At 65.3% G+C, this 22,938-nt stretch carries 24 protein-coding genes and 2 tRNA genes; 10 read left to right on the top strand and 16 right to left on the bottom strand.

The window, feature by feature from the left end; translation table 11 throughout:
* The coding region (locus OCI36_RS07050) for a transposase (protein WP_261663422.1) at positions 1-482 on the bottom strand (482 nt) is incomplete at its 3' end.
* A gap of 645 nt (positions 483-1,127) precedes the next feature.
* Between OCI36_RS07050 and OCI36_RS07045 the strand changes: the two genes are divergently transcribed.
* Positions 1,128-2,135: a S41 family peptidase gene (locus OCI36_RS07045; RefSeq protein ID WP_261664356.1), complete on the top strand. Its 1,008-nt coding sequence runs from the start codon at positions 1,128-1,130 to the stop codon at positions 2,133-2,135.
* A 322-nt stretch (positions 2,136-2,457) separates the two neighbouring features.
* Here OCI36_RS07045 and OCI36_RS07040 read toward each other — a convergent pair whose 3' ends face one another.
* The 7 genes from OCI36_RS07040 to OCI36_RS07010 all read right to left on the bottom strand — a co-directional run bounded on the left by OCI36_RS07040 (position 2,458) and on the right by OCI36_RS07010 (position 8,934).
* Entirely contained in the window at positions 2,458-2,898 is a 441-nt protein-coding gene (locus OCI36_RS07040; protein ID WP_261664355.1) for a hypothetical protein, read from the bottom strand.
* Positions 2,819-3,730: a M28 family peptidase gene (locus tag OCI36_RS07035; protein ID WP_261664354.1), complete on the bottom strand. Its 912-nt coding sequence runs from the start codon at positions 3,728-3,730 to the stop codon at positions 2,819-2,821. The genes OCI36_RS07040 and OCI36_RS07035 overlap by 80 nt, the downstream gene beginning before the upstream one ends.
* 351 nt (positions 3,731-4,081) lie before the next feature.
* Positions 4,082-4,552 carry a peroxiredoxin gene (locus OCI36_RS07030; protein WP_261664353.1) on the bottom strand — a complete coding sequence of 157 codons (471 nt, stop codon included), beginning with the start codon at positions 4,550-4,552 and terminating at the stop codon, positions 4,082-4,084.
* An 89-nt stretch (positions 4,553-4,641) separates the two neighbouring features.
* Positions 4,642-4,959, bottom strand: a complete 318-nt coding sequence (locus OCI36_RS07025) for an antibiotic biosynthesis monooxygenase family protein (RefSeq protein ID WP_261664352.1) — start codon at positions 4,957-4,959, stop codon at positions 4,642-4,644.
* Positions 4,959-6,680: a carboxylesterase/lipase family protein gene (locus OCI36_RS07020; RefSeq protein ID WP_261664351.1), complete on the bottom strand. Its 1,722-nt coding sequence runs from the start codon at positions 6,678-6,680 to the stop codon at positions 4,959-4,961. Before OCI36_RS07020 ends, OCI36_RS07025 begins: the two co-directional genes overlap by 1 nt.
* 89 nt (positions 6,681-6,769) lie before the next feature.
* Positions 6,770-7,636 (bottom strand): patatin-like phospholipase family protein, encoded by an 867-nt coding sequence (locus OCI36_RS07015; RefSeq protein WP_261664350.1) that lies wholly within the window; start codon positions 7,634-7,636, stop codon positions 6,770-6,772.
* Positions 7,637-7,719: 83 nt separating this feature from the next.
* Complete coding sequence (locus OCI36_RS07010) at positions 7,720-8,934, bottom strand: NADH:flavin oxidoreductase/NADH oxidase family protein (protein WP_261664349.1); 1,215 nt, start codon at positions 8,932-8,934, stop codon at positions 7,720-7,722.
* A gap of 204 nt (positions 8,935-9,138) precedes the next feature.
* On the opposite strand from OCI36_RS07010, the gene gntA reads away from it, so the two are divergent.
* Together gntA and OCI36_RS07000 are read left to right on the top strand one after the other, a co-directional pair.
* Complete coding sequence (gene gntA / locus OCI36_RS07005; protein WP_261664348.1) at positions 9,139-9,912, top strand: guanitoxin biosynthesis heme-dependent pre-guanitoxin N-hydroxylase GntA; 774 nt, start codon at positions 9,139-9,141, stop codon at positions 9,910-9,912.
* Positions 9,909-10,571, top strand: a complete 663-nt coding sequence (locus OCI36_RS07000; RefSeq protein ID WP_261664347.1) for a DUF1989 domain-containing protein — start codon at positions 9,909-9,911, stop codon at positions 10,569-10,571. The genes gntA and OCI36_RS07000 overlap by 4 nt, the downstream gene beginning before the upstream one ends.
* Before the next feature lie 122 nt (positions 10,572-10,693).
* Here the strand turns inward: OCI36_RS07000 and OCI36_RS06995 are convergent.
* The 5 genes from OCI36_RS06995 to rnhA all read right to left on the bottom strand — a co-directional run bounded on the left by OCI36_RS06995 (position 10,694) and on the right by rnhA (position 13,498).
* A tRNA-Met gene (locus OCI36_RS06995) sits at positions 10,694-10,770 on the bottom strand.
* A 65-nt stretch (positions 10,771-10,835) separates the two neighbouring features.
* Positions 10,836-11,831, bottom strand: coding sequence for a nuclease-related domain-containing protein (locus OCI36_RS06990; RefSeq protein ID WP_261664346.1), 996 nt, complete (start codon positions 11,829-11,831; stop codon positions 10,836-10,838).
* A gap of 106 nt (positions 11,832-11,937) precedes the next feature.
* Positions 11,938-12,013 (bottom strand) — tRNA-Ala (locus OCI36_RS06985).
* Between the two features lie 65 nt (positions 12,014-12,078).
* Entirely contained in the window at positions 12,079-12,777 is a 699-nt protein-coding gene (locus tag OCI36_RS06980) for a TrmB family transcriptional regulator (protein ID WP_261664345.1), read from the bottom strand.
* A 193-nt stretch (positions 12,778-12,970) separates the two neighbouring features.
* Positions 12,971-13,498 carry a ribonuclease HI gene (gene rnhA / locus OCI36_RS06975; RefSeq protein ID WP_261664394.1) on the bottom strand — a complete coding sequence of 176 codons (528 nt, stop codon included), beginning with the start codon at positions 13,496-13,498 and terminating at the stop codon, positions 12,971-12,973.
* Positions 13,499-13,542: 44 nt separating this feature from the next.
* On the opposite strand from rnhA, the gene OCI36_RS06970 reads away from it, so the two are divergent.
* From OCI36_RS06970 to OCI36_RS06945, 6 genes are all read left to right on the top strand, one after another.
* Positions 13,543-14,103 (top strand): DUF4870 domain-containing protein, encoded by a 561-nt coding sequence (locus tag OCI36_RS06970; RefSeq protein ID WP_261664344.1) that lies wholly within the window; start codon positions 13,543-13,545, stop codon positions 14,101-14,103.
* Positions 14,104-14,140: 37 nt separating this feature from the next.
* Entirely contained in the window at positions 14,141-14,896 is a 756-nt protein-coding gene (locus OCI36_RS06965) for an SRPBCC family protein (RefSeq protein WP_261664343.1), read from the top strand.
* Positions 14,897-15,568: a CPBP family intramembrane glutamic endopeptidase gene (locus OCI36_RS06960; protein ID WP_261664342.1), complete on the top strand. Its 672-nt coding sequence runs from the start codon at positions 14,897-14,899 to the stop codon at positions 15,566-15,568.
* 89 nt (positions 15,569-15,657) lie between these two features.
* Positions 15,658-16,698 (top strand): phosphogluconate dehydrogenase (NAD(+)-dependent, decarboxylating), encoded by a 1,041-nt coding sequence (gnd, locus tag OCI36_RS06955; protein ID WP_261664341.1) that lies wholly within the window; start codon positions 15,658-15,660, stop codon positions 16,696-16,698.
* Positions 16,695-18,518: a glucose-6-phosphate dehydrogenase gene (gene zwf / locus OCI36_RS06950; protein WP_261664340.1), complete on the top strand. Its 1,824-nt coding sequence runs from the start codon at positions 16,695-16,697 to the stop codon at positions 18,516-18,518. The genes gnd and zwf overlap by 4 nt, the downstream gene beginning before the upstream one ends.
* Positions 18,515-19,531, top strand: a complete 1,017-nt coding sequence (locus tag OCI36_RS06945) for a glucose-6-phosphate dehydrogenase assembly protein OpcA (RefSeq protein WP_261664339.1) — start codon at positions 18,515-18,517, stop codon at positions 19,529-19,531. The genes zwf and OCI36_RS06945 overlap by 4 nt, the downstream gene beginning before the upstream one ends.
* A gap of 89 nt (positions 19,532-19,620) precedes the next feature.
* Here the strand turns inward: OCI36_RS06945 and OCI36_RS06940 are convergent, their stop codons facing one another.
* The 3 genes from OCI36_RS06940 to OCI36_RS06930 all read right to left on the bottom strand — a co-directional run bounded on the left by OCI36_RS06940 (position 19,621) and on the right by OCI36_RS06930 (position 21,921).
* Positions 19,621-20,115: a phospholipase gene (locus OCI36_RS06940; RefSeq protein WP_261664338.1), complete on the bottom strand. Its 495-nt coding sequence runs from the start codon at positions 20,113-20,115 to the stop codon at positions 19,621-19,623.
* Positions 20,115-21,062 carry an electron transfer flavoprotein subunit alpha/FixB family protein gene (locus OCI36_RS06935; RefSeq protein WP_261664337.1) on the bottom strand — a complete coding sequence of 316 codons (948 nt, stop codon included), beginning with the start codon at positions 21,060-21,062 and terminating at the stop codon, positions 20,115-20,117. The genes OCI36_RS06940 and OCI36_RS06935 overlap by 1 nt, the downstream gene beginning before the upstream one ends.
* 97 nt (positions 21,063-21,159) lie before the next feature.
* Complete coding sequence (locus OCI36_RS06930) at positions 21,160-21,921, bottom strand: electron transfer flavoprotein subunit beta/FixA family protein (RefSeq protein ID WP_261664336.1); 762 nt, start codon at positions 21,919-21,921, stop codon at positions 21,160-21,162.
* Between the two features lie 338 nt (positions 21,922-22,259).
* Here OCI36_RS06930 and OCI36_RS06925 point away from each other — a divergent pair, with 338 nt between their 5' ends.
* Positions 22,260-22,925, top strand: coding sequence for a hypothetical protein (locus tag OCI36_RS06925; protein WP_261664335.1), 666 nt, complete (start codon positions 22,260-22,262; stop codon positions 22,923-22,925).
* Positions 22,926-22,938: the final 13 nt, after the last annotated feature.

Raw genomic sequence — 22,938 nt, 5'->3', positions numbered from 1 at the left:
CAGCGACCTTTTTTTTCCAACTCCGGGAGCACCTGTTCCCGCCAGGATGCAATCCGAAGTTCGTTCCGCTCAGCAGCCCGCCCATCTGGCATCTGTGGGCTGAACCCCAACTTTCGTAGGATTTTACGGACGTGATCATGGTGGTACCACACCTCGAAGTGCCGCCCGATCAGCTCTGCCACGCGTTTTGTCGTCCAAGTTTCGTCAGGAAACCCATGCTGCAGAGCACCCTCCCGCAGGAGGGTGCGAAGCTGGTCGTGCTGAGACTCAGTCAGCCGAGCAGGACGACCAGAGCTGACCGTCGCTTGCAAGCTTCCCTTCTTTCTGAGCCGAGCACTCCAAGAAGTCACCGTGAGCACGGAGACGCCGAAGTGAGCAGCAATTTCGCGGTGTGTGTGGCTGCCTTGCTGCAGCCACTCGGTAGCAGCCAGACGCCGCTCCTCAAGTTGGGCACGAGAATATTGGTTCGGTTGCCATTCCACGGTCCCTAGAGTTTAGCAGCGCATACTTACGCCGTTATCAATAGTACGGCGGCGGTTGCGGCGGCCTTCATGGAGCGATTTGATTTTCATGATGCCGTTATCCGCGTCGTGCTTTTGGAAGGCCGGCCGGAAGACGCCTGCCGGATTGAACTGAATTGCCGCGAGGCCGCGTCGGGCGAATGGCTCGGCCTCCGCCTTCGCGTTGAGCAGCTGGGGGCTTTCCGCAAATCACCTCGCCGAGAGCCTGGGTCTGAAGCCGACCGATACCGCCGTAGATGGTGAGATTTGTTGGGAAGGAAAGCTTGAGTTTGAGAGCTAAAGCTTGTGCGCTGGTCTCTCAAGCCACATGGCTAACGCTTTTCTCGCTGCGGTTTATCCTGTTCTGTATCTCCTTTTCACTCAGCTCTTTAGGGTCCATCATGCCCTCGCCTCGCTGCTGGCGAGTGCAAACAGGGACTTTCAGGCGGCAAGCTGTAGCCTGCTCGGCACCTGCTGATACGGAGTCGGTCAGAGGTGCTGAGGGTGGCACCGGCTCTGATGGCGGCCGCAGCAGAGAAAGCCGAGGAGAAGGAAACGCAGCCGTAGCGGCGTGGCTGGCCGGCATTCTGTTCATACAGACGGGAGAATGGGGTGTTAGGGTGGCCCATGCAACAAGCGTCACGTGAAGGACGTAGTGGTGGGCTCTCGGCCCTGTTCAAGGTGGTGATGGCCCTGCTGCTGGTAGGCTTTCTGGCAGGGCTGGCCCTGCTGTGGCAGTACGGCCCACGCTTTGGGCTTTATTTGGTGCCGCCCACGCCTGCAGCCTATGCGGACACGGCCCTGAGCATGATGAATAATGGCTACTATGCTACGGGCGAGAAATGGCGTAAGGCACGTGCGGATGCTGTTGCAGCCACCCGGGAAGCCCCCAACTACGCAGCTATTTTCCCTGCGCTGCGGGAAGCGCTGGCAGTAGCTGGTGGCCCACACTCCAAACTGCTGGATGAAGGCCAAAGCCTCTCCGAGCGCATGGGGCCGCTGCAAAGTCCTGCCCTTGAAACCTCGGGTGGAATGACTATGGTGAAGGTGCCCGCAGTGGTGGCAGATGAAGTTGAGGTTCTGCAAAATTACGCGGATACGTTGGCTCAGGGATTGGTGAATGCCAAGGCTGCGACCAGCTGCGGCTGGATCATTGATCTACGGAACAATACGGGCGGCAACATGGAACCCATGCTGGCGGGGCTGAGCCCGCTGCTGGGCAATGGCCGCGTCGGTGGATTTGTGGATAATCAGGGCAATGCGACCGAGCTGTCTCTTCAAGACGGCGCAGTGCAACTCGGCGGCAGCTCAACGTTCAAAACGCCGCACTACCAAGAGGTCACTGGGCCGATTGCTGTGCTTCAGGATGGGCGGACGGCATCTTCTGGTGAGGTCGCGCTGCTGGCGTTTTATGGGCGCAGCAACACTCGCACATTCGGTGCGCCCAGTGCCGGGCTGTCGTCGGCCAATCAGGTTCGTAAGCTGTATGGTGGCACGGAAATGCTGGTGACCGTGGCACTGGACACGGACGCTGCGGGCAAGGTGTACGGCAATGTGCTTGAGCCGCAGCAGCCCACCGATCCCCAAGCAGCGCCGGAAGCGGCGCGTGCGTGGTTGATGGAGCAGTGTCACTAACCTGAGGCCGCAATCCTACGCGGTATTCGCCTGGCATGCCACAATCCTTTCATGACCAAAACCAAGCTGACCTATGTCACCGACACCTACTACATCTGGTATTGAGGCTTCAGCGAGGCGCTGCGGGGCTTTGCGTTGCGGTCCAGAACGCGGACCTTATCCATCTGGAAGTGCTGCCTGGTGGCCTGCTGGTCGGGGACCGGGTGCAGCCGGTCGGCGATAAACCCCGCCTGCTGGAATCGGCGGCGCGAGTAACAGAGATCATGGGCGTCCCTACCGGCGAGAGCTTTCGCCGGGCAGCCCCTTCTGAGGTCATTTCATATCAGTCGCGGAATACGCTGCTGGGGAACTGCACCAGGCTCTCGTTGCCGTCCCGACCCACGGCGGCCACGCCGAAGTAGTAGTTGTCCACCACCAGGCCGGTCATGGTGTATTCGTTGGTGCCGGCCGGCACCCAGACCGAGTGGCTCCACTGCGGCTCGGTGGTCAGGCGGTAGTAGATCTTGTGGCCCAGCAGGTTACGGCTGGGAGTGGGTTTCCAGCGCAGTTTGACAGCTGGCTGCACACCGCCGCCTAGGGCCACCTCGGTCGGTGCCGGGGGCGCCCAGCCCAGCGAGGCCAGCGCCGCCACGTTGGCGCCGGTCAGGCGGGCCGCGTAATCGAAATTCACGCCTTCAATCACGTCACCGTACTGGATCCCATTCTCGGTGCGGATGTCCTGGTGCTGACGGTTGTAGTTCTCGTTGGTTTCCATCACGCGCACGGCGGGAAAGCCAGCGTCGTTGAAAGGAGTGTGATGCCCGCCGCGTCCGAAACGGTCCAGGCGGTAGACCAGCATGGGGTTCAGCTGCGGCAGATAAGTCTGGGCGGTGCGGTGGATGTAGCGGGCCAGCTGCCGGCTGGGACCGTCCACCTCGCCGCCATAAAAGCGCCGCCGCTGTAGCGTCTGTCTGCTCATCGGCGCCCTGAAAGTAAGGCTCCGAGAAGATCCGGAAGCTCTGGTTGTCAATGACGCCGTTGACGCCTTCAATGTTGCCGATCATGTCGTTGTTCAGCACACCGATGATATTCCAGCCTTCTTCCTTGGCTTTCTTGGCCAGGAAGGTGCCCCCGTAAAGGTTCTGTTCTTCACCGCTCAGTCCTGCAAAGAGAATGGAGTTGGCAAAACGGTACTGGCTGAGGACCCTTGCCGCCTCAATGGTGCCCGACAGGCCGCTGGCATTGTCATTGGCGCCGGGGCTGACCAAGGTGGAGTTCATCACGTCCGAGACCCGGCTATCGATATCGCCGGACATGATGACATAGTCGTTGGGCCGATCGGTGCCGCGCAGCACGGCATAAACGTTGGTGACATAAGTGTCGCGGTCAATCCGCTCGCTGCCGGCCGGCACCAGCGTCCGCTGCTCGTAAATTTCAAGGCAGCCCCCACACTGCTGGCTGATTTTCTCGAATTCGCCTTTCATCCAGCGGGTGGCGGCACCTATGCCCTGCGTCTCTGAGGCCGTATCCGACATGGTGTGGCGGGTGCCAAAGCCGACCAGAGTGCGAATATCCTGTTCAATCCGGCCTGCCTGAGGAGCGGCGGCCAGCTGCATGACTCTGGGATCAAAAGCCGGCGCCGGCGCACGGAGCCGCGTCTGGACCGTGCCCTGCTGAGGCGTACGTTGCGGCCGTTCGTTGGCTGCAGACTGCGCTGGCTGACCGGAAGTCACAGCGGCAGGTGCAGCTGCTGGAGCCGTCACTGGCTGAGCCCCACCATCGGTAGCAGCCCGAGCCTGGGTCAGCAAAGCAAAGCTCATAAAGGCCAGCAACAGACTTGTTTTTTTGAACATAAGCTAAATTAGCGCTTTTTAAGATTGAGAAGCATGTTATGAAATAAGGGTTAAAATACAAGGTTTTTTACTTGTGAGATGCTTAGACTGCGCTACGAAGCTTCCGAGAGTCTGTCATTTGCTCTCGCTCTGCCGCTCCCGGATGGCCTCCAGAGCCGCGCCTACGTGAATAGTGTGGTTCATGTCGTGTTTCTGGAAGACCAGAATGCCCTGAGGATCAATCACGAACGAAGCGCGGCCGGCCACCCCGAGCAGGCCGGTCAGGCCGCCCAGCACGCCATAAGCCCGGCAGATGGTCTTGTCGGCGTCGGGCAGCAGGGGATAGGACAGCCCGCATTTCTCGCGGAAAGCGGCCTGCCCGCTGGGGGCGTCGGTGCTGATGCCAATGACCTGGGCATTCAGCGCCGTGAACTGCGGCAGGAACTGCTCGAATTTCTGGGCCTCGATCGAGCAGCCGTAGCTGTTGGCCTTGGGATAGAAGTACAGCACCACCCACCGCCCGCGCAGGTCGTGCAGCGTCACCGTCTGGCCGTCGTCGCTGACGCCGCTGAAATCGGGGGCCGGCTGGCCGGTCTGAGGTTTCATGGCCCCAGCCTAGCGGGTCAGGGAGAAGAAACCGGCAGGGCCGGGCTGGCCCGGAATTCTGCCGGCTTTTCGTGTGGGCGGAAGAATCGTTAAAGCAGGTTGCCGCTGCGGCCGAACACTTCCCAGATTTCCAGTTCGTTGCGGCCGGCCAGGGTGCCTTCCGGCAGGGTACGCCCGCCCTTGTGACCTTCTTTGAAGCTGGGGCTCTGCCGCCACGCTTCGAACGCCTCGCGGCTTTCCCAGTAGGTCAGCACGGTATAGGGCTGGCCCGGCGCGGTGGGGCGCAGCAGATGGGTGGCGAGGAACCCAGGCCGCTCTTCCACCTGACCGGGGCGGTTCAGAAAGCGCTCCTCGAATGCCCCGGCGTGCTCGGGGTTGACCGGAATGCGGTTGGCAACGGCAATCATTACAGGTCCTGCCAGACCGTGTCGCAGCGGTGCAGGCTGCGGAAATCGTCGGTCGTGTCCACGCCCTGTGGCTGGAAGGTGGCGACCGGAGCGCCACTGCGTTTCAGGCCGGGCCACTGCGGCAGGCCGGCGCCGTTGGGGTTGCCTGTCTTGGCGAAGTTGGCCCAGTAGGTGCGCATGGCGAGGGCCTGCTGGGCCTGCTGCGGCGTAAATTTGGCCGGGTCGCCCAGGCTGGCCGGAGCGTCAAAGATGCTGGGCAGTTCGGCGGCGTGGTAGGCCCCGTAGCTGGGAATTCCGGCGGTGGTGGGCACACTGATCGGTGCGCTGCGGTCGCGGAATTCGTAAGCGTAGACGGGCGCGCCGGCGCTGAGGTCACGGGCCAGATCGTTGGTGGGGCAGGCGAACACGCTATCGGTGGCCGCTGCCGCTGCAGACAGCGTGCGGGTGCCGGAGGCGCCCACCGGATAACTACTCAGCACCCGCAGCGCGCGGCCCCGGTTCAGTGCCAGGTTGAGCCCCAGGTACTCACGGGAGGAAAGGTCGCGGCGGGGGTCCCCCACCAGGGCGGCGAAGATGCGGGCTTCGTCCAGGTTGCTGCCGATCAGGACCGGCACCCGCTGCTGCTCACCGGCCGCAAAAACCCGGGCCGGGTCGCGTGGCAGGGTGGCGTCGCCAAACAGCGGGGGGAAGGGCACCAGACCTGGCAGCAGGCCCTCCGGCTGGGCGCGGGCCAGCCGCTCGGCCGGCAGGGCCCGCAGGCAGGCGGCGTCGTTGACGTCACAGCCCAGGGCCTGGGTCACCCGCTGGCTGTTGGCCACTGCCTCGGTGCGGGACACCGTGATGCCCTGCGCAGTGCAGGGGCCGCTCTGGATGATGGCCTTGTCGAAGAGGCCACGCGCTTCTGGAGCCACCAGCTGCTGGCAGATGCTCATGCCGCCGGCCGACTCGCCAAAGACAGTCACGTTGCGGGCGTCTCCACCAAATGCGGCGATGTTCTGCCGCACCCACTTCAGCGCCAGTTGCTGGTCCAGCAGACCATAGTTGCCTACGCGGCCACTGCCGTCATTCAGGCTTTCGGCGGCCAGGAAGCCCAGAGCGCCCAAGCGGTAGTTCAGGCTGACCGCCACCACATTCTGCTCACGTGCCAGTCGGCTGAGGTCATAGTCGCTGCCTGCGCCGTTCTGATAGCTGCCGCCGTGAATCCAGACCATGACCGGCAGCGGGCGGGCAGCCTGCGCCGTGCCTGCAGGGGCATACACGTTCAGCGTCAGGCAATCCTCGGCGCCGCGGGTGCGTTCAGGCTGTCCGGGATAAGACACCGTCTGGAGGCAGGCCGGGCCCGCAGCCGTGGCGACCCGGTTTTCCTCCCAGCGGGGCAGCGCTTTCGGGGCCCGCCAGCGTTGCTCGCCCACCGGCGGCTGCGCGTAGGGCAGGCCCATCCAGCGCTGCACGCCGCTCTGTGTGAAGCCGGTCACCGGGCCGGCCGGAGCGTCAACGCGGGTGGCCGGGTCCGGGGTTGGGCGGGCCGCAGCACTCTGGGGCGCGCCGCCCTGGGCCGCAGCGGCATTCTGCCGGACCGTGTCCTGGGATGTCGCCGGAGACATCGCAGGCTGAACAGCACCACTCTGAACAGCACCACTCTGAGCAGTGCCACTCTGGGCGGTGGCGGCTCCCAGCGAGAGCAGGGCGGTGGCGGCAGACAGCAGGGCAAGTCGTTTCATAGGGTCCTCCAGAAAGGGGGGAAAAGGGAAAGGGACGAGCGAAGAAAGCGGCAGATGGAAAGGGAAGAAAGAGAGGAGAGAGGGCTGAGTCAGGCTGACCAGAACTCGCCCAGTTCGGCAGCCAGGCGTTCGCCCTGTGCGGCACCCGCCCGAGCGGTGGCGGTGCGGGTGGCCGCCGAGAGCAGGTCAGGCCCAATAGCCTCGGCCGAGGCCTGATCCGGAGCCACCACCCGCACCGCTGCGCCGCCGGCTTCCAGGGCCTGCACTTCGGCCTGCAGAGAGGGCAGGTTGCCCAGCGGCATCAGCGCCACCACCAGCACCCGGCCGGCTCCGGCGGCCAGATCGGCGTTGGCGCCCGAGCGCACGCCGCCGTCCATATAGCGCCGGCCCTGAATGGCGACCGGCGCCCAGACCCCCGGCACCGCGCAGCTGGCCGCCACCGCCTGAAGCAGCGGCACGCCCGAGTCGCGGGTAAAGACGCGGGCCTCACCACTTTCGGCGTCAACCGCGGTCAGCTGCAACTGGCCCTGCGGCCACTCGCTCACCGGTAGGTCAAAGCGGGCGCTGAGCTGCGCTTCGGTTTCCGGTTCCAGGCCGCGTTCCAGCGCCCACTGACCGATGCGGCGGCGAATATTCAGCGGGTCGGGGCCGGCCTCGCGCACCAGCGCCTGAAACGCCCGGGCAAAGTCCAGCCCGGCGCCGGGCACGGCAGGCTGGCGCGGCGTGGCCGGCAGCTGCAGCTGATGCTCCAGCAGGGCTTCAGGTTCCTGCTCCGAAAGCAGCTGCGTGCCCACCGACGCCCCTGCCGAGGTCCCGATGGTGAGGTCCGGGCGCTCGCCGGCGTCGCTCAGGTTCAGCCCCTGTCGGGCCAGGCCAGTCAGCAGGCCCGCGCCCCAGGCAATGCCAGTCAGGCCGCCGCCGCTCAGTACCAGTGCCCTTGTCGCATCGTTGGTCATGTCTCTCATTGAATGCCTCTTCCTGCTGTTTTTCCGTGAAGTGAATGGGATATCTGATTCCGGGCGGAACGCCTGGGGGGCAGTCAGGCCCGGCGGCGCCTCAACACCGCGCCGAGGCCCATCTCGGCCGAGATGCGGGCTAGGGCCAGCAGCGGCGTCTCGCCGGCCTTGACCGACTCGCCCCGGGCCAGCCGGCGCATGGCGTCCTCGTACCAGGCAATTTCCAGGTAGCTGCTGCGGTCCAGCGGCCTTATCCCAGTCCGGAGGGGATGCACGTCGCTGCTGGCGTCCTTGCCGCTGAGCACCTGCCGGCTGAAGGCTGGGTCCGCCACCAGCGGCCGGCCCAGGCCCACCAGGTCGGCGGTGCCGTTCGCCACGGCGCTGCGGATGGTCGCCGCGTCACGGAACCCGCCGGTCACGCACACCGGCACGCCCGCCACTGCCCGCGCCCGCCGCGAGAAATCGGCAAAGAAGCCGCCGCGTTCGCCCTGGCCCAGCATCATCATCGGTTTCTCGTAGGTGCCGCCCGACAGCTCGATCAGGTCACAGCCCCGCTCGCCCAGCGCCTGCACCACGCGCAGGCTGTCTTCTTCCGAAAAGCCGCCCCGCATGAAATCGGACGAGTTCAGCTTCACGCCGACCGGAAAGCGTGGGCCCACCGCCGCCCGCACCGCGCTGAAGGTTTCCAGCAGAAAACGCATTCGGTTGTCCAGGCTGCCGCCGTACTCGTCGGTGCGGACATTGTGCCGGGGCGAGAGGAACTGTGACATCAGGTACCCGTGCGCCGCATGCAGCTGCACCCCGCTGAAGCCGGCCTGCTGCGCCAGCCGCGCCGAGCGGGCAAAGCGGGCACTCAGCTCATGGATTTCAGTCACTGTCAGCTCGCGCGGGGTTTCGAATGCGCGGGCCATGCCGCCGGAAAAAGGAAGGGCAGAGGGCGCCACCGTGCCGCCGGCATTCAGGCCCCGGGGTGCCTGCTTGCCGGGGTGGTTCAGCTGCACCCACGCCTGCGCGCCGTCCCGCTGCCCCTGCACCGCCCAGCTGTGGAACTCGGCCAGATGCCGCTCATCTTCCAGCACCACGTTGCCGGGCTCGCCCAGGGCGCGGGCGTCCACCATCACGTTGCCGGTCAGCAGCACGGCGGTGCCGCCCTCTGCCCAGCGGGCATACAGCGCCGGCAATTCGGGCCGGGGGGCGTGGTCGCGGGTGCCCAGCGCCTCGCTCATGGCGCCTTTTACCAGGCGGTTTTTCACGCTGACACCGCAGGGCAGCGTGAGGGGGTCGGTCACAGCAGTCATGAGGGGCAGTCTAGGCGCAGCCCTGCCGCCCGCAACATGAAGAGGCCTTGCCGCAGGCTTTAGCTGAGGTTGAGTTGACCGCCATAAAGAGCATTTGGCACAGGATTGGCCCAGCGGAGTGGCTATGGTCAGGTTAACTTTCATAGCCTGCGCTCTACTGCCGGGCTCTGTCTTTCCTTCCTTTCCTTCCGAGGCTCTATGACTGTGTCCCATACTTCTGCTTCCCTGGCCGGCTACCGGCCCCCGCTGCCCTCCGAGTCCTTTGCTGAGCGCGCCGAGGCAGCGTTCCGCGAGAAAATTCTGGCCCCCGATTTTCCCTGTGTGGCGGCCAAGGCGTCGGTGAATACCGACATGTACCGCCTGCACACTTACGGTGAAATGGCGACGCTGGGCAGCACGCTGGCGCTGGCCCGTGACCTGCGGGCTTTTCAGGCCGAGCAAAAGACACTGGATTCCGATTTCACCAGTTTCGTCAGCGTGTTCGAGGCCCCGGCCGAGATGGACGAACTGACTTTCGAGCAGCTGGTCTGGGAACAGCTGCACGCCCTGTCGCTGCTGGATGACCAGCCCTACAGCGAGGAGGTCAGCAGCGACTCCACCGCCCCCGATTTTGGCTACTCGTTCGGCGGTCAGGCTTTCTTTATCGTGGGCCTGCATCCCGGCGCCTCCCGCACCGCGCGGCGTTTCGCCTACCCGATGCTGGTCTTCAACTCGCATCACCAGTTCCGCCGGCTCAAGGCCGATGGGCGCTGGACCCGCTTTCAGCAGACCATTCGCGCCCGCGATATGAAGTTGCAGGGCTCCATCAACCCCAACCTGGCCGACTTCGGCACCGCTTCCGAGGCGCGGCAGTATTCTGGCCGGGCCGTGGAGCCGGACTGGCAGGCCCCGTTTGGCCGTTGCCCGTTCGGCTTTGATGCCGGAGGAGAGAACCCCGCAGCCCCGGCAGCGCGGCAAGAGGAGGAAAACGATTCATGACCCAACCCACTGACGGCTCCGGCCGTGACGAGACCCGCTACGACCTGACCCGGATTCCGCCCCAGAGCGGCAGCGGCTTTACCATGCAAAAGGGAGACCTTCTGGTGGTGATTGACCCCCAGGGCGAACAGGTGTCTGACCTGATGGCTTTTGCCGCCGGCAACAAGGAAGAATGGCTCTCTTCAGGCCGCACCTTCGACTACAACGAGACTATCTACCTGACCACCGGGCACGTGCTGTATTCCAACCGCTCGCGCCCAATGTTCACCCTGCTGCGCGACGACGTGGGCCGGCACGACTTCCTGCTGACGCCCTGCTCCACCGAAACTTTCGAGCTCCTCTACCCGCCCGGCACCGCCGAGGGCCACCCCAGCTGCTTTTCCAATCTGGTGCAGGCCTTTGCGCCCTACGGCATTCAGCCGGACCAGATTCCCACCACCATGAACATTTTCATGAATGTGCTGGTAGACGAGCAGGGCCGGGTCAACATCGGCCCGCCCATCTCGCAGCCGGGGCAGCGCCTGGAGCTGCGGGCCGAGATGGACCTGATCGTGGGCCTGACCGCCTGCTCGGCTGAGGGCAGCAACAACGGCACCTTCAAGCCGATTGATTATTTCGTGATTCCGGCCGCCGACCTGCCAGACAGCGCAGCGCAGTAAGCGAGTGCAGTAAACAAGTCAAGAAAGACCGCAACGCCGGCCTCACCAGGTTCTCTGGCAGGGCCGGCGTTTTCTCCGGAAGATCCGGGCAGCAAAAACCCCGCCGGGCGTGGCGGGGTGGATGGTGGCGACAGAGAGACTTGAACTCTCGACCTCACGATTATGAGTCGTGCGCTCTAACCAGCTGAGCTACGTCGCCTCAGGGCCGATATAGAGTAGCGTGATCGCCTGTGGGATGCAAGGGGGGCGGGGCCGCCGGGACGCTTACGGGTTGGTAAAAAAATGCTCGGAGCTGCCGCAGCGCTCGCAATCGGCGTAAAAGCGCAGGCCCTGTTTGCGGGTGCGGGTCGGCTCGCCGCAGTTGCGGCAGGCCCGGCGCGGCAGCGGGGTGTTGGCCCCGCAGTCCTGGCACTTGAAGTAATAGCTGTGGCCGAACAGGATTTTCAGGTGGGGGCTATGACACTGAGAGCAGGTCGGCAGCCACGCTCCAGCAGACGCTGGTGCAGCGGCTGCCCGCTTGGCCCCTGCTGGGGTGGGGCGCTTGTGCGGTACCGTTCTGGCCTGATCTTTCATCTGGCCTGGAGCCCCTTTGCCTCGCTCATCCCGCTGAGCCGGGGCGGATGCCGCTGGCAGTTTCTTCTCGCGGTGCTGCATCAGCAGAAAGCGGGAAACACGCTCGAATTCCTCGGCATTCAGGGTCAGGGCGGCGCGTCCCTGGGCGGCCTGCTGCTCAATCAGGCCCCGCGCGCGCTCCGGCACCTGATCAGCCTTGCAGACGGAGGGACGCTGCCCTTTGGTCTGCAGCACTCCCCGGTCACTGATGGCCACCAGCCCATCGATCTGCCAGCTGCTGAAGTCGCCCTGTAGCAGCCCAAAGAGAGTTTTGCGCCGCAGCTGGGCGGCGTGATCCTGGAGCAGTTGCCGCAGCAACTCGGCCTGCCGCTGGGCTTGCAGCACCGGCGAGGGCATGCCCTGCCAGTCACCATTCCACTTGCGCGACCATTCCTCGCGCTCGTTGATCCTGACGGCTGTCGAGACGCTCTTGCTCTCCACGATAATCATGCCGCTGCGGTGCAGGATCAGGTGATCCAGCTGGGCAGTTTCGCCCTTTCGCTGCAGCCGCAGGTTGTTGAAGACATGCACCGCCTGGTCCTCCCCAAACGCTCGCTGAAGATAGTGGGCCATTTGCTGCTCGGCCTCGTCGCCGGCGCGCTGGAATTTGTCCCTGGTGGGGGTGGGGCGGTGTTCTTTGACGATCATGGCTGCCTTACTCTAGCGGGAACCGGCGCGCAGCATGACAAAAAATGACGCCCGGGACAGACAATAAAAAAAGACCCGGCGGTTGAGCCAGGTCTTTTCTTCGGTTTGGTGGAGCTGAGGGGATTCGAACCCCTGACCTTCTGAATGCCATTCAGACGCGCTCCCAACTGCGCCACAGCCCCGAAGGCTCAGATAGATTACAGCGGAGACTGGGGCTTGTCAACACCCGGCCTCCGCGTTTGCCGGTTCAGGCTGGATTGCCCTGGTTCTGGTCGGCGCTGGCCTGAGCCTGTTGCGCCGCCAGCTGCACGTAGCCGTTGATCAGGTGAATTACCACCGGGTTGTGGGTGTGTACTCCGTGGGCTTCAGTTTCGGCATCGTTGGGCACGAAATGGACGATCACGGCGGCTTCGGCGTCGCGGGTCAGCAGGAAAGCTTCCTGGCCGGCCGCGGCGATGGGCGGCAGGCCCGTCAGGTCCGCCCGGACCAGGTCCACGCCGCGCGGGCAGAGTGATTCCAGCCGGTCGGCCAATTCCTGACTGCCGGCCATGTGCACCTGCTGCCGGGCGTTCAGAATCAGGTCCTCGCACAGCGAGCGCAGCGCCGCTTCGCCGTTGAGGTGATAGACCGCCTCGGGCGCCGGGTCGGGGGTCAGGCGCGACAGGTCGCGGTCCAGGGCTTCTAAGCGGTCACTGAAAGCACGCCGCGAACGGGTCAGATATTCGCGGGCGCTGAGCGGCGCGTATTCTAGCGGGTTTTGCCCCACCTTGCTGGCCAGCCCGCGGCCTTCGAGGCGCTCTAAGGTCTCATAGATTTTGGGCCGGGGAATCCCCGCCTGACGCGCCACCCGCGCCGGCACCGAGCGGCCCAGGGCCAACAGGGCCGTGTAGGCCCTCGCTTCATATTCGGTCAGGCCCAGGGCTTGCAGATGAATGACAGCGCTCACAGCTTTAGCATAAGGCACGCCTGTATAGGCCGGTAGTGAGATATACGCTGTTCATGAAGCCATAAAAGGTGACCCGCGCTGCTGAGTCACGGCAAAACGAGAGTCAAAGCCAGCCCAGCAGCCTTGGATGAAGATAAGCGGCTTATTCAGTCTTTGTCTCTGGGCCTCTAGAGGGCAGCGGCCAGCCGGGCAATCACCGCAGTTTTTTTCTTTCCTGCACGGCCAGCTGGTCTACCCGTTCGTTCTCATCGTGGCCGGCGTGGCCCTTGACCCACACGAAGGTCAGCTCGTGAATCCGCGCCTGCTCAATCAGGGCTTCCCAGAGGTCCTGATTCTTGACTGGCTCGCGACTGGCCGTCTTCCAGCCGTTGCGCATCCAGCCGGTGATCCAGCCGTCGGTAAAAGCTTTGCGCAGATACTGGCTGTCGGTCACCACCTGCACCTGACAGGGCCGCTTGAGGACCAGCAGGCCTTCGAGCAGCCCGCGCAGCTCCATGCGGTTGTTGGTGGTCTGCGTTTCGTTGCCGCTCAGCACCAGTTCGTGCTCGCCGTAGCGCAGGATGGTGGCCCAGCCACCGTGGCCCCGAGTGGTATCACACGCTCCGTCGCTAAACAGCGTGACCCGCTGACCGCTGACCGGAGCCGCCGGCTGAATGATGGCCCGCAGGGGCAGGCGGTCGCGCGCTGCAGCGTCTTTTCGGGTTCGTGGGCCTGGGCGCATCACAGTCTGGGAACTGTAGTGACCGGGGGTGCGTAGTGTCAAGTATGAAGCGCGTTCCTCCCGATCCCGGCAGCGGCCCCTGGCCGGACCAGCCGGCACCCCTGATCTCTGAGCCGGCTGCACACGGGCTGCGGGCCCCTGTGCCTGGCCTGGGTGTTCCGTCGGCGCTCCAGGCAGACGAGCGCACACCGGCCCTGGTGATTCACCTCTCGCCGCTGCTGGCTTTCGTGCTGCCGGCTTTCGGCAACCTGCTGGGCCCGCTGGCGGCGTGGCTGGTCTACCGCGACCGCAGCCCCCTGCTGGACAGCCAGGGCAAGGAAGCCCTCAACTTCCAGCTGTCTATGCTGATTTATTCGTTCGTGGGCACGCTGCTGCTGCTGGGCCTCTCGGCGCTGGGTTTCCTGGGCGGCTTTCTGGGCGCGGCGGCCGGCTCGGACCTGGCGGCTGGCATGGGCCTGTTCAGCGGCGCCGGGCTGCTGATGGCCCTGCTGCTGGGCGGATTTTTTCTCTACCTCCTGCCGATTGTCTTCATGGTGCTGGCGGCCCTGAGCGTCTCGGAAGGGCAGCCCTACCGTTATCCCCTGACCCTGCGGCTGCTGAAGTGAACAGTGGCAGACAGATGGCTGCTTTAGAGTGAGCAGCATGTTCAAGCTGTTCCGCCGCTCCGGTCAGGCCGGCCCGCAGTCCGGGCCCACAGAGCCGGCCCAGACCACCCTTTCTGCGCGTCCTGAAGTTCGGCGCAGCCAGAAGAGCAGTCAGCCGAAGGGCGGCGCTGCGCCGGCCCAATCATCTGCACCTGCCAAAGAATCCGGGCAGGCCGAAGAAGCTGTGCGTGCCGCCGGCCCCGAGCCGATCGTCCTAAGCCAGACGGTGCCCATGCGGGCCCGCCCCGAGGTGCTGTACCGGCTGGCGTTGGTGCCCACCCGGCGCGCCGCCTGGGATTCCAACATGGCCGAATCCGGCTGGGTAGACGACGCCCAGACCCTGAAAAACGGTGCCCGCGCCCGTTTCCGGCTGGTGCGCCGCATGAGTGGCCTGAAGTTTGAGGTGGAATACGGCGGCCTAAAAACCTCGCGCAGCGGTGGCTGGCGCAGCGTGCGCGGCGTGGGCCCGCTGGAGCAGTTGTCACAGCAGTGGACTTTCCAGCAGGTGCAGGGGCAGCCGGTCACTCAGGTGACCCTGACCCTGCGCGGGCAGGTGCGCTACCGCTGGGTACGTGCCCAGGTGGAGCGGATGCTCTACAACATGCTGCAGACCACCCTGCTGGATATGCAGCGCGAGATAGACGCCCCCACCGCCGGCCGCATCGAGGAGCTGAATCAGGAGGCGCGCCGCCAGCAGGAACAGCAGCGCAAGGCCGAGAAAGCCGCCCGCAAGGCAGCCAGGAAACGCCGCTAGATGCCCCAGCCTGCTTCTGAGCCACCCGTATCTGTACCGCCGCCGGAGCCTCCCGGCCGCCGGCCCGGTCTGCTGCGGCGCTGGCAGCTGGCCTACGCGCAGGCCAGTCCGCTGGGCAAGACCGTGCGCGACCTGGGCCTGGCTTACGGCGGCTACTTGCTGCTGCTGCCCCTAACACTGCTGCCGCAGTTCGCCATGAGCGAAGACAACGCCGCCGGTATCGGTGAGGCGTTTCAGACGGGCCTGGGCGGCTCCAACCCGTATCTGATTCTGGCCGGCGCAGCCCTGCTGCTCACCGTGCTGGCGCCGGTGGTCGAGGAACTGCTGTTCCGGGGTATTCCGCTGCTGCTGCGGCTGGGCCTGGACAGGGTGCTGCCGGCCCGCTTTCACCGCGCTGTCAGTGCAGTGCTGGGGGTGGCCTCGGCGGTGGTGTTCGCCCAGTCGCATAATCTGATGCCCGGCACCCTGCCGCTGCCGCAGCTGTGGCTGGGCCTGCTGACCTGGCGCGCCGCCAGCACCCGGGGCCTGCGCTACTCCATGTTGCTGCACGGCATGAACAACGGCGTGGTGGTCATCATATTCCTGCTGCTGTTTCTGACGCTGGGGCCAGATGTCCTGCAGGACGTGTCCACGCCTGCCCAGGCCCTGCCACTGCTCTCACCGGCGCCATAAATTCGGGTCGCTGCGGCGCGGTTTCCGGAAGGGTTCACGGGGGCTTATTTCTGAGCCTGAGCTGGGCAGAGGGCGCGTATCATGCCCCCATGACAGCAACGACGAAAACCGCAGCAGCGTTGGGCATGATCGGCCTGGGCAAGATGGGCGGCAACATGGTGCGCCGGCTTCTGGCAGGCGGCTGCCGGGTGGTGGGCTTTGACCGCGACGCCGCCGTGGTGGCCGGGCTGACCGAGCAGGGCATGGAAGGAGCGGCCAGCGTGGGCGCCATGCTGGAGCAGCTGGGTGAACCCGGCACCCGGGCCGTGTGGATGATGGTGCCGGCCGGGCCCATCACCCAGAGCGTGCTGGACGATCTGGCCGCCCAGATGGCGCCGGGCGACATCATCATTGACGGGGGCAACTCTAACTACAAAGACACCATGCGCCGCGCCGAGGAACTGCGTGCCCAGGGCCTGCACTATGTGGACGTGGGCACGTCCGGCGGGGTCTGGGGCCTCAAGGAAGGCTACGCCATGATGGTGGGCGGCGAGCAGGAGGCGGTGGAGCGCCTGCGGCCGCTGCTGGAAACGCTGGCCCCGGCGCCCGACCGTGGCTGGGGCCGGATGGGCCCGAGCGGCTCGGGGCACTACGTGAAGATGGTCCACAACGGCATCGAGTACGGCATGATGCAGGCTTACGCCGAGGGCTTCGAGCTGATGCGGGCCAAGGACGATTTCGGGCTGGATATGGGCCAGATTGCCGAACTGTGGCGCCACGGCAGCGTGATCCGCTCCTGGCTGCTGGACCTGACCGCCGAAGCGCTGCAGTCCGACACCGACCTCAGTGGTGTGAGCGATTACGTGGCCGACTCGGGCGAGGGCCGCTGGACCATCATTGATTCGATTGAAGAAGGCGTGCCCACCCCGGTCATCACCCTGGCCACCCAGATGCGTTTCCTTAGCCAGCAGGAGCTGAGCTACGCCGGCCAGATGCTCAGCGTGATGCGCCGCGCGTTTGGCGGCCACGCCGTCAAGACGGTGGAAGCCCACCGCGAAGAGGGGCTGGTGCCGGATATCAACCCTGCCCAGACCAGCGCCGCCGAACAGCTGGGTGAAACTGGCCAGCAGCGCGTGAAGGACCCCGAATGAGCAGCAAATCTCCCAAAGCCAGCAAGGCCAATAAAACCAAGGCCAGCCAGGACAAGGTAAAGGCCAGCCGCGGGGTGGCCGACACCGCCAGCGCTAAAAGCAGCCAGAAGGCCGGCAAGGCCCAGGCAACTGCTCAGGCCCAGAAAGCTGACAAAACCCAGAAAGCTGTCAAAACCCCGAAAGCGGCCAAGGCCCAGAAGGGGGCCAAGGCGGCCAAAGCCAGCGCTCCAAAAGCGGCCGGCAAGAAGCGCGCCGCTTCTCAGCCTGCGCCCAAACCGCAACCGGCCGCCGCCGCTGCCCCGGCGGGTCAGACTCAGCCAGGCGCGGCCACGGAGCCGGTCGGCAACCCTTTCCGCGACGTGATGCACCGGCAGAGCGCCCCCGAGCCGGCCACGCTGGTGATTTTCGGGGTCACCGGTGATCTCTCGCGGCGCAAGCTGCTGCCGGCCATTTTTGGGCTGTTCCAAGACGGCCTGCTGAATAGCGCGGTGCAGGTGCTGGGTATCGGCCGCCAGGAGATGGCGGCGGGCGAGTTCCGCAGCTACGTGGAAAAGGCCCTGCGCGAAAGCAGCGAAACCGACCAGATTGACGAGGGCAGCCTGCAGGCCTTCTTGCAGACGCTGGATTACCGTTTTGGCGACCTCTCGCAGCCGGATGTCTATGCCCAGATCGCCACTTTCTGTGACGAGCGCGATACGTCCAACGCCCTGTTTTATCTCTCGCTGCCGCCCAGCCTGTTTATCACCGTCAGCGACGGGCTGGCCGGGCAGGGCCTCCACCGTCAGGACGAGGGCTGGCGCCGGCTGGTGATCGAAAAACCGTTCGGGCGCGACCTGCAATCGGCCCGCGAGTTGCAGGCCCGGCTGACCCGCTACTGGGACGAGTCGCAGATTTACCGCATTGACCATTATCTGGGCAAGGAAACGGTGCAGAACCTGCTGGCGATCCGGTTCGGCAACGCCATTTTCGAGCCACTGTGGAACCGCAACCTGATTGACCATGTGCAGATCACGGCCTCCGAGGACCTGGGGCTGGAAGGCCGCGCCGCCTACTACGAGGAAGCCGGCGTGGTGCGCGACATGCTGCAAAATCACCTGCTGCAGCTGCTGGCCCTGACCGCGATGGAACCGCCTGCGCCCGGCTCGCCCGATGCCCTGCGCGACGAGAAAGTCAAAGTCTTTCAGGCGATTGGCCGGATTACCCCCGAAACGGCCGATCAGGTGGCGGTGCGCGGGCAGTACGCAGCCGGCACCCTCTACGGCGAGCGGCTGGCCGCCTACACCGACGAGGAAGGCGTCAGCCCCGACTCGCGGACGGCCACCTACGTAGCGGTGCGGCTGGAAGTGGACAACTGGCGCTGGCAGGGTGTGCCGTTTTTCCTGCGGACCGGCAAGCGGCTGCCCAAAAAAGTCACGGAAATCGCGGTGGTCTTCAAGCGCCCGCCGCTGAGCATCTTTCCCAATGTGGAGCGCAACGTGCTGGCCTTCCGGATTCAGCCGGATGAAGGGGTCAGCCTCAAGATCAGCTCCAAGATGCCGGGGCAGGAGATGGACCTGCGCGAGGTGGTGATGGACTTCCGCTACGACGCGTTCGGTGCGCCGCTGGAGAGCCCTTACTCGCGCCTGCTGCTGGACGCCCTGACCGGCGACGCTTCGCTGTTTCCCCGCGAGGAGGAAGTGATGGAATCCTGGCGCATTGTGCAGGGCCTGATCGACGCCTGGGAAGGCCAGGGCCGCCCGCAGCTGTACACCAGCGGTACCTGGGGCCCCGACGACGCCGACCGTCTGATCGGTGAGGACCGGCGCTGGAGACGGCTGTGAGCCCGGCCGCTCAGAAACGTGCGGCCCAGAGTCATGCCGCGCAGGGCCAGGCACCCGACCCGGCCTGCCTGGAGCCGCGCCTGACCACGGTGCGCGGCGCTGAGAACACTATCGGTGAACTGTGGGACTGCCTGGGTGTGCAAACCCGCGCGGCCACCGGCAACCTGGTGGCGCTGACCGAGCGCACCCACCTGAAAAAAGTGGAAGCGGCGCTGGCCGGGCTGCAGGGCCGCTACGCCGGGCGGCAGATTATCGGCGTGCTGGAAGGCAGCGACGTGGTCGAGGTGCAGGTCAGCCTGGTGCCGCAGGAGGGTGGGCGCTACGTGGAGCGGCTGGTGCTGGAAGCGGACGAGGAACAGCTGCGCGGCGCCATCCTGCCGCTGCTGCGCCCGGCCACCCTCAACTACATCTGGTGGGCGGCCGAGCGCCGGCCCGGCGGCCCGCTGCTGGCCGAGCTGACCGAACTGGCCGACAAGGTCATCTGTGATTCGCTGACGCTGGAGATCTGCCCGGGCCGGCATTACGCCCTGGCCGATCTGGGCTGGCCGCGCCTGAGCGGCTGGCGCGAGGCGTTAGCGCAGGTTTTCGACCGCCCCGAGGCGGCCCGGCAGCTGCCAGGGCTGCACGAGCTGCACCTGACTTACGCCGGGCAGAACGCACTGCCGGCGCAGTTGTTCGGCGCCTGGGTGGCCGACACCCTGGGCTGGCCGCATCTGGACGCTGTGCTGATCGAGTCCGAGGACTGTGGCCGCGAGAATAGTGACCTGTGCCGCGCCGAGCTGCTGGGGCCGGACGCCCGTTTCGTGCTGGAGGCCGATGAAGGCGGCACCCTGCACACCCACGCCGAGTGGCCAGAGGGCAGTTTCCAGACCAGCATGCATCTGCGCCGCATGACGCTGGCTGCCGGCCTGGCCGAAGCGCTGGCTGACGTCCACTCCTATCCCGCTTTTGAGCGGGCCTGGGCGCGGGTACATGCTGAGGACGCCTGGCGCTCTGGTCAGGAGACTGGCTGAAGCCTGGCACTCAGGAACATCAAAAAGCAGGCTGCGGTTCCACAAATGGGTGGAACCGCAGCCTGCTAACCCGTCTCTAGTGCTCTGGCTCAGGTTCCCGGAGCGAAGCGGGTGCTGCCCCGCAACCGCACAGCCGCGTAATAGGCCGCGGCCGCCGAGTAACAACTGAGCTGCGCATTGGCCGGCTTGCGCTCACAGATGGCCCACAGGTTCCGGCGGAAAGCCTCGTCGCTGGCGCGGCGGTTGGCCGCCGTCGGTTCCAGCACCCGCAGGTTGTGATAGGCAAAATCATGCACGTTGCAGGCCGGGGTAAAGTCCTCCCGGTGGCCCAAATCCAGCCCTTTGGGCGTGCTGCACCCGTTGCCTTCCCAGTCCAGCTCCGGCCAGAGCGGCTCCAGCCGGGGCCGGGCGGCCGCCAGCGCTTCAGGCGTGCCCCAGCCCAGCTGTTTGATCAGGGCAACAGCCTCGCTGGAGCGGGCCAGCAGGCTGGGAGGTGCCGGCTGCGGATGAAACGCCGGTGTGCAGCCGCTGAGCGCCAGACCCAGCAGGGCACCGGCGCCGGCCTGCTGCCACCGGCTCAGCATCAGCGGGCCGCGCTGATCAGGGCAGGAACGATCTCGTTCACGTCGCCCACGATGCCGTAGTCGGCCACCTTGAAGATGGGCGCTTCGGCGTCCTTGTTGATTGCCACGATGTACTTGCTCTTGCCCATGCCGGACAGGTGCTGCACCGCGCCGCTCACGCCCAGGGCGATATAAGCGCCGGGCTGCACGGTCTTCCCGGTCTGGCCCACCTGCTCACTGTAGGGGCGCCAGCCGGCGTCCACCACGGCGCGGGTCGCACCCACACCGGCACCGATGGCGTCGGCCAGGCCTTCGACCAGGGTGCCGAAGTTCTCGGAGCTGCCCACGCCGCGGCCGCCGGTCACGATCACGTCGGCTTCGGTCAGCGCCACGCGGTCCAGCTTTTCTTCGTTCTTGCCGGTCACCTGCAAGCGGGCCTGCGGCAGTTCCAGTTCCACGTCGTACTGGTCGGCAGTCTGGCCAGTGGCGGCCGCCGGGTTAAAGGCGCCGGGCTTGACGGTCACTACCACGGTGGGGGCGCTGGCCTGCTGGGTTTCGGTCACGCGGGCCAGGTACGAGTAACGCTGGCTCTGCAGGCCGCCGTCCACTGCCTGCAGGGCAATGGCGTCTTCCAGGTAGGGGGCGTCCAGCTTGACGGCCACGCGGGGCGCGTATTCACGGCCCGAGCGGCTGCCGCCGATCATGACCACGCTGGCCTGACCCTGCTGGGCAATCTGGGTGGCGGCGGCGGCCCACAGTTCGGCGTTGTACTGGGCCAGTTCGGGGCGGTCGGCCACCAGCACCTGATCGGCGTACTGGGCGGCCTGGTTGGCAATGTCACTCACGCCGCTGCCCAGCACCAGCACGGTCACGGGGCCGCTCTGGCCTGAAGCGCGGGCCGCCTGAATCATTTCGGCGGTGGACTTGGACAGCTGGCCGTCTTTGTATTCGGCAATAATCAGAATCATTTAAGGCACTCCTTCGGTTGGAAAGGGGAGAAGAGAAAACGGCTGGAAGGTTCGGGGTCCACCCGGCGCCCGGCGCATAGCCTGGGCGAGGCAGAACTCAGTTCAGGACTTTGGCTTCGTTGCGCAGCAGGTTCAGCAGTTCCTGCGCGGCGGCCTGCGGGTCCTTGCCGTCGATCAGCTGGTTCTTGCGCTGGCGCACCTGAATCTCGCTGCTCACCAGCTGCACGCCGTTTTCGGCGCCGAAGCGGCCCAGGTCTTCTTTGCGCAGTTCCTTTTTCTTGGCCTTCATGATGTTGGGCAGGGTGGGGTAGCGCGGTTCGTTCAGGCCCTGCTGGGTGGTGACCACGGCGGGCAGTTCCATCTGGAAGTTCTCGCTGCCGCTGTCCACATCGTGCTTGCCGGTCAGGGTGGTCCCGCTGATGCTCAGATCGTTGGTCCAGGTGGCCTGGGGCCAGCCCAGGCGTTCGGCGGTCGCGGCACCCAGGGCCTGGCTGTCCCAGTCGGCCTGCTGGCCGCCGGCCAGGATCAGCTGCACGCCTTCTTCCTGGGCGATGGTCGCCACGATGCGGCTCACGGCGATCGGGTCCATATAGCCTTCGGTTTCCACATGAATGGCGCGGTCAATGCCCATCGCCAGCGCGGTGCGCAGGGCGTCTTCGGTCTGGGCCGGGCCCACGGCCAGGCCGATGATCTCTTCAACGTCGGCGCCGCTTTCGCGCAGCTGCAGCGACTCTTCCACGCCGTACTCGTCCATACCGTCAATCACCATGGTGGTGCTGCTCAGATCTATCTGGCCACCGGCCGCTTTCACACGGGCTTCGGCGTCGGGAACTTGGCGAATCAGGGTCAGAATTTTCATAAGTGTCCTCCTGGAGAGCTGCTGGGCCGCCTCCTCGCTCTACTGCTTTGCTTTGGTGCGGCCCCGCTTCCGATTGATTCCGGCCTTTTCAGTCTAAAACAGGCCGCCTCCCCCGAATCCCCGGTAGCTGACACTGCGGCCGGGACGGAAAAGGTGGGGGAGAACGGCGCGGTGTCCATAAACTTGTACCGAGTTCAATTTTGCCGAAGTCTAACAGATTTGGCCGGTGGATTTGACGGGTCGATTTGGCCGGGCATTGGCGGTCGCTCAAGACTTTGGCCCTGCATATAGGGTCTGTTTTCAGAATCGCGTCACCCTGGCCCCCTAAACTGGAACTTATGAAAAAGATTCTGACAGTTGCAGTGCTGGCAGCCCTGGGCGTGGCCGGCGCTCAGAGTGGGGCTCGGACCCAGGTGGGCCAGAGTGGCGTGGAACTGGGCCTGACCGGTGGGTATGCCGGCGGCACGGGCGCCGAAGTGTTCGTCCATGTGCCTGCGGTGGCCGGCCCCATGGGCGTCAAGGTGAGCGGCAGCTTTGCCAACATCAAGGACGCAGTGAATGACGAAGCTGTTACCGGCGGCCTGTTCGACTTTGCCCAGGCAGGGTATACCGAGTCCGGCAGCCAGACGGTCTTTGGTGTGGACGGCACCTACCGCTTGGGCCAGGTGGCCCAGGGCGCCGATACCCTAGTCTATGCCGGTGGCCGCTACGGCGCCTTCAAAGCCAATGTGAGTGACGGAAATGGCAAAACTTCCACCTACTCCAGCAGTGCGTTCGGTGTGGGCGGCGGCTTACAGGTGGCTTATCCGGTGGCCAACAACGTGAGTGTGGTGGGCGACCTGGGTGTGGACCAGTTCTTTGGCGGCAATATCACCTACACCGACAGCTCCGGCCGCAGTGAAACCAGCCGTCCCGGTGACCCGGCCTACGCCACCCAGGACGAAATCTTCAACCAGCCCAGCACCGACATCAAGGCCAAAGTGGGCGTCAAGGTCCGGCTCTAAGCTGAGAACTTTT

Source organism: Deinococcus sp. Marseille-Q6407 (assembly GCF_946848805.1).
Lineage (GTDB): Bacteria > Deinococcota > Deinococci > Deinococcales > Deinococcaceae > Deinococcus.
Note: the sequence above shows the minus strand (reverse complement) of the source record. Positions and strands in the feature narration are given on the sequence as shown.

Bases quoted from the DNA above. Each gene is read 5' to 3' on its own strand.
- OCI36_RS07045 (WP_261664356.1), top strand. From the start codon at position 1,128: ATGCAACAAGCGTCACGTGAAGGACGTAGTGGTGGGCTCTCGGCCCTG.
- OCI36_RS07035 (WP_261664354.1), bottom strand. From the start codon at position 3,730: ATGCAGCTGGCCGCCGCTCCTCAGGCAGGCCGGATTGAACAGGATATT.
- OCI36_RS07030 (WP_261664353.1), bottom strand. From the start codon at position 4,552: ATGAAACCTCAGACCGGCCAGCCGGCCCCCGATTTCAGCGGCGTCAGC.
- OCI36_RS07025 (WP_261664352.1), bottom strand. From the start codon at position 4,959: ATGATTGCCGTTGCCAACCGCATTCCGGTCAACCCCGAGCACGCCGGG.
- OCI36_RS07020 (WP_261664351.1), bottom strand. From the start codon at position 6,680: ATGAAACGACTTGCCCTGCTGTCTGCCGCCACCGCCCTGCTCTCGCTG.
- OCI36_RS07015 (WP_261664350.1), bottom strand. From the start codon at position 7,636: ATGACCAACGATGCGACAAGGGCACTGGTACTGAGCGGCGGCGGCCTG.
- OCI36_RS07010 (WP_261664349.1), bottom strand. From the start codon at position 8,934: ATGACTGCTGTGACCGACCCCCTCACGCTGCCCTGCGGTGTCAGCGTG.
- OCI36_RS07000 (WP_261664347.1), top strand. From the start codon at position 9,909: ATGACCCAACCCACTGACGGCTCCGGCCGTGACGAGACCCGCTACGAC.
- OCI36_RS06990 (WP_261664346.1), bottom strand. From the start codon at position 11,831: ATGATCGTCAAAGAACACCGCCCCACCCCCACCAGGGACAAATTCCAG.
- rnhA (WP_261664394.1), bottom strand. From the start codon at position 13,498: ATGCGCCCAGGCCCACGAACCCGAAAAGACGCTGCAGCGCGCGACCGC.
- OCI36_RS06970 (WP_261664344.1), top strand. From the start codon at position 13,543: ATGAAGCGCGTTCCTCCCGATCCCGGCAGCGGCCCCTGGCCGGACCAG.
- OCI36_RS06965 (WP_261664343.1), top strand. From the start codon at position 14,141: ATGTTCAAGCTGTTCCGCCGCTCCGGTCAGGCCGGCCCGCAGTCCGGG.
- OCI36_RS06960 (WP_261664342.1), top strand. From the start codon at position 14,897: ATGCCCCAGCCTGCTTCTGAGCCACCCGTATCTGTACCGCCGCCGGAG.
- gnd (WP_261664341.1), top strand. From the start codon at position 15,658: ATGACAGCAACGACGAAAACCGCAGCAGCGTTGGGCATGATCGGCCTG.
- zwf (WP_261664340.1), top strand. From the start codon at position 16,695: ATGAGCAGCAAATCTCCCAAAGCCAGCAAGGCCAATAAAACCAAGGCC.
- OCI36_RS06940 (WP_261664338.1), bottom strand. From the start codon at position 20,115: ATGCTGAGCCGGTGGCAGCAGGCCGGCGCCGGTGCCCTGCTGGGTCTG.
- OCI36_RS06935 (WP_261664337.1), bottom strand. From the start codon at position 21,062: ATGATTCTGATTATTGCCGAATACAAAGACGGCCAGCTGTCCAAGTCC.
- OCI36_RS06930 (WP_261664336.1), bottom strand. From the start codon at position 21,921: ATGAAAATTCTGACCCTGATTCGCCAAGTTCCCGACGCCGAAGCCCGT.
- OCI36_RS06925 (WP_261664335.1), top strand. From the start codon at position 22,260: ATGAAAAAGATTCTGACAGTTGCAGTGCTGGCAGCCCTGGGCGTGGCC.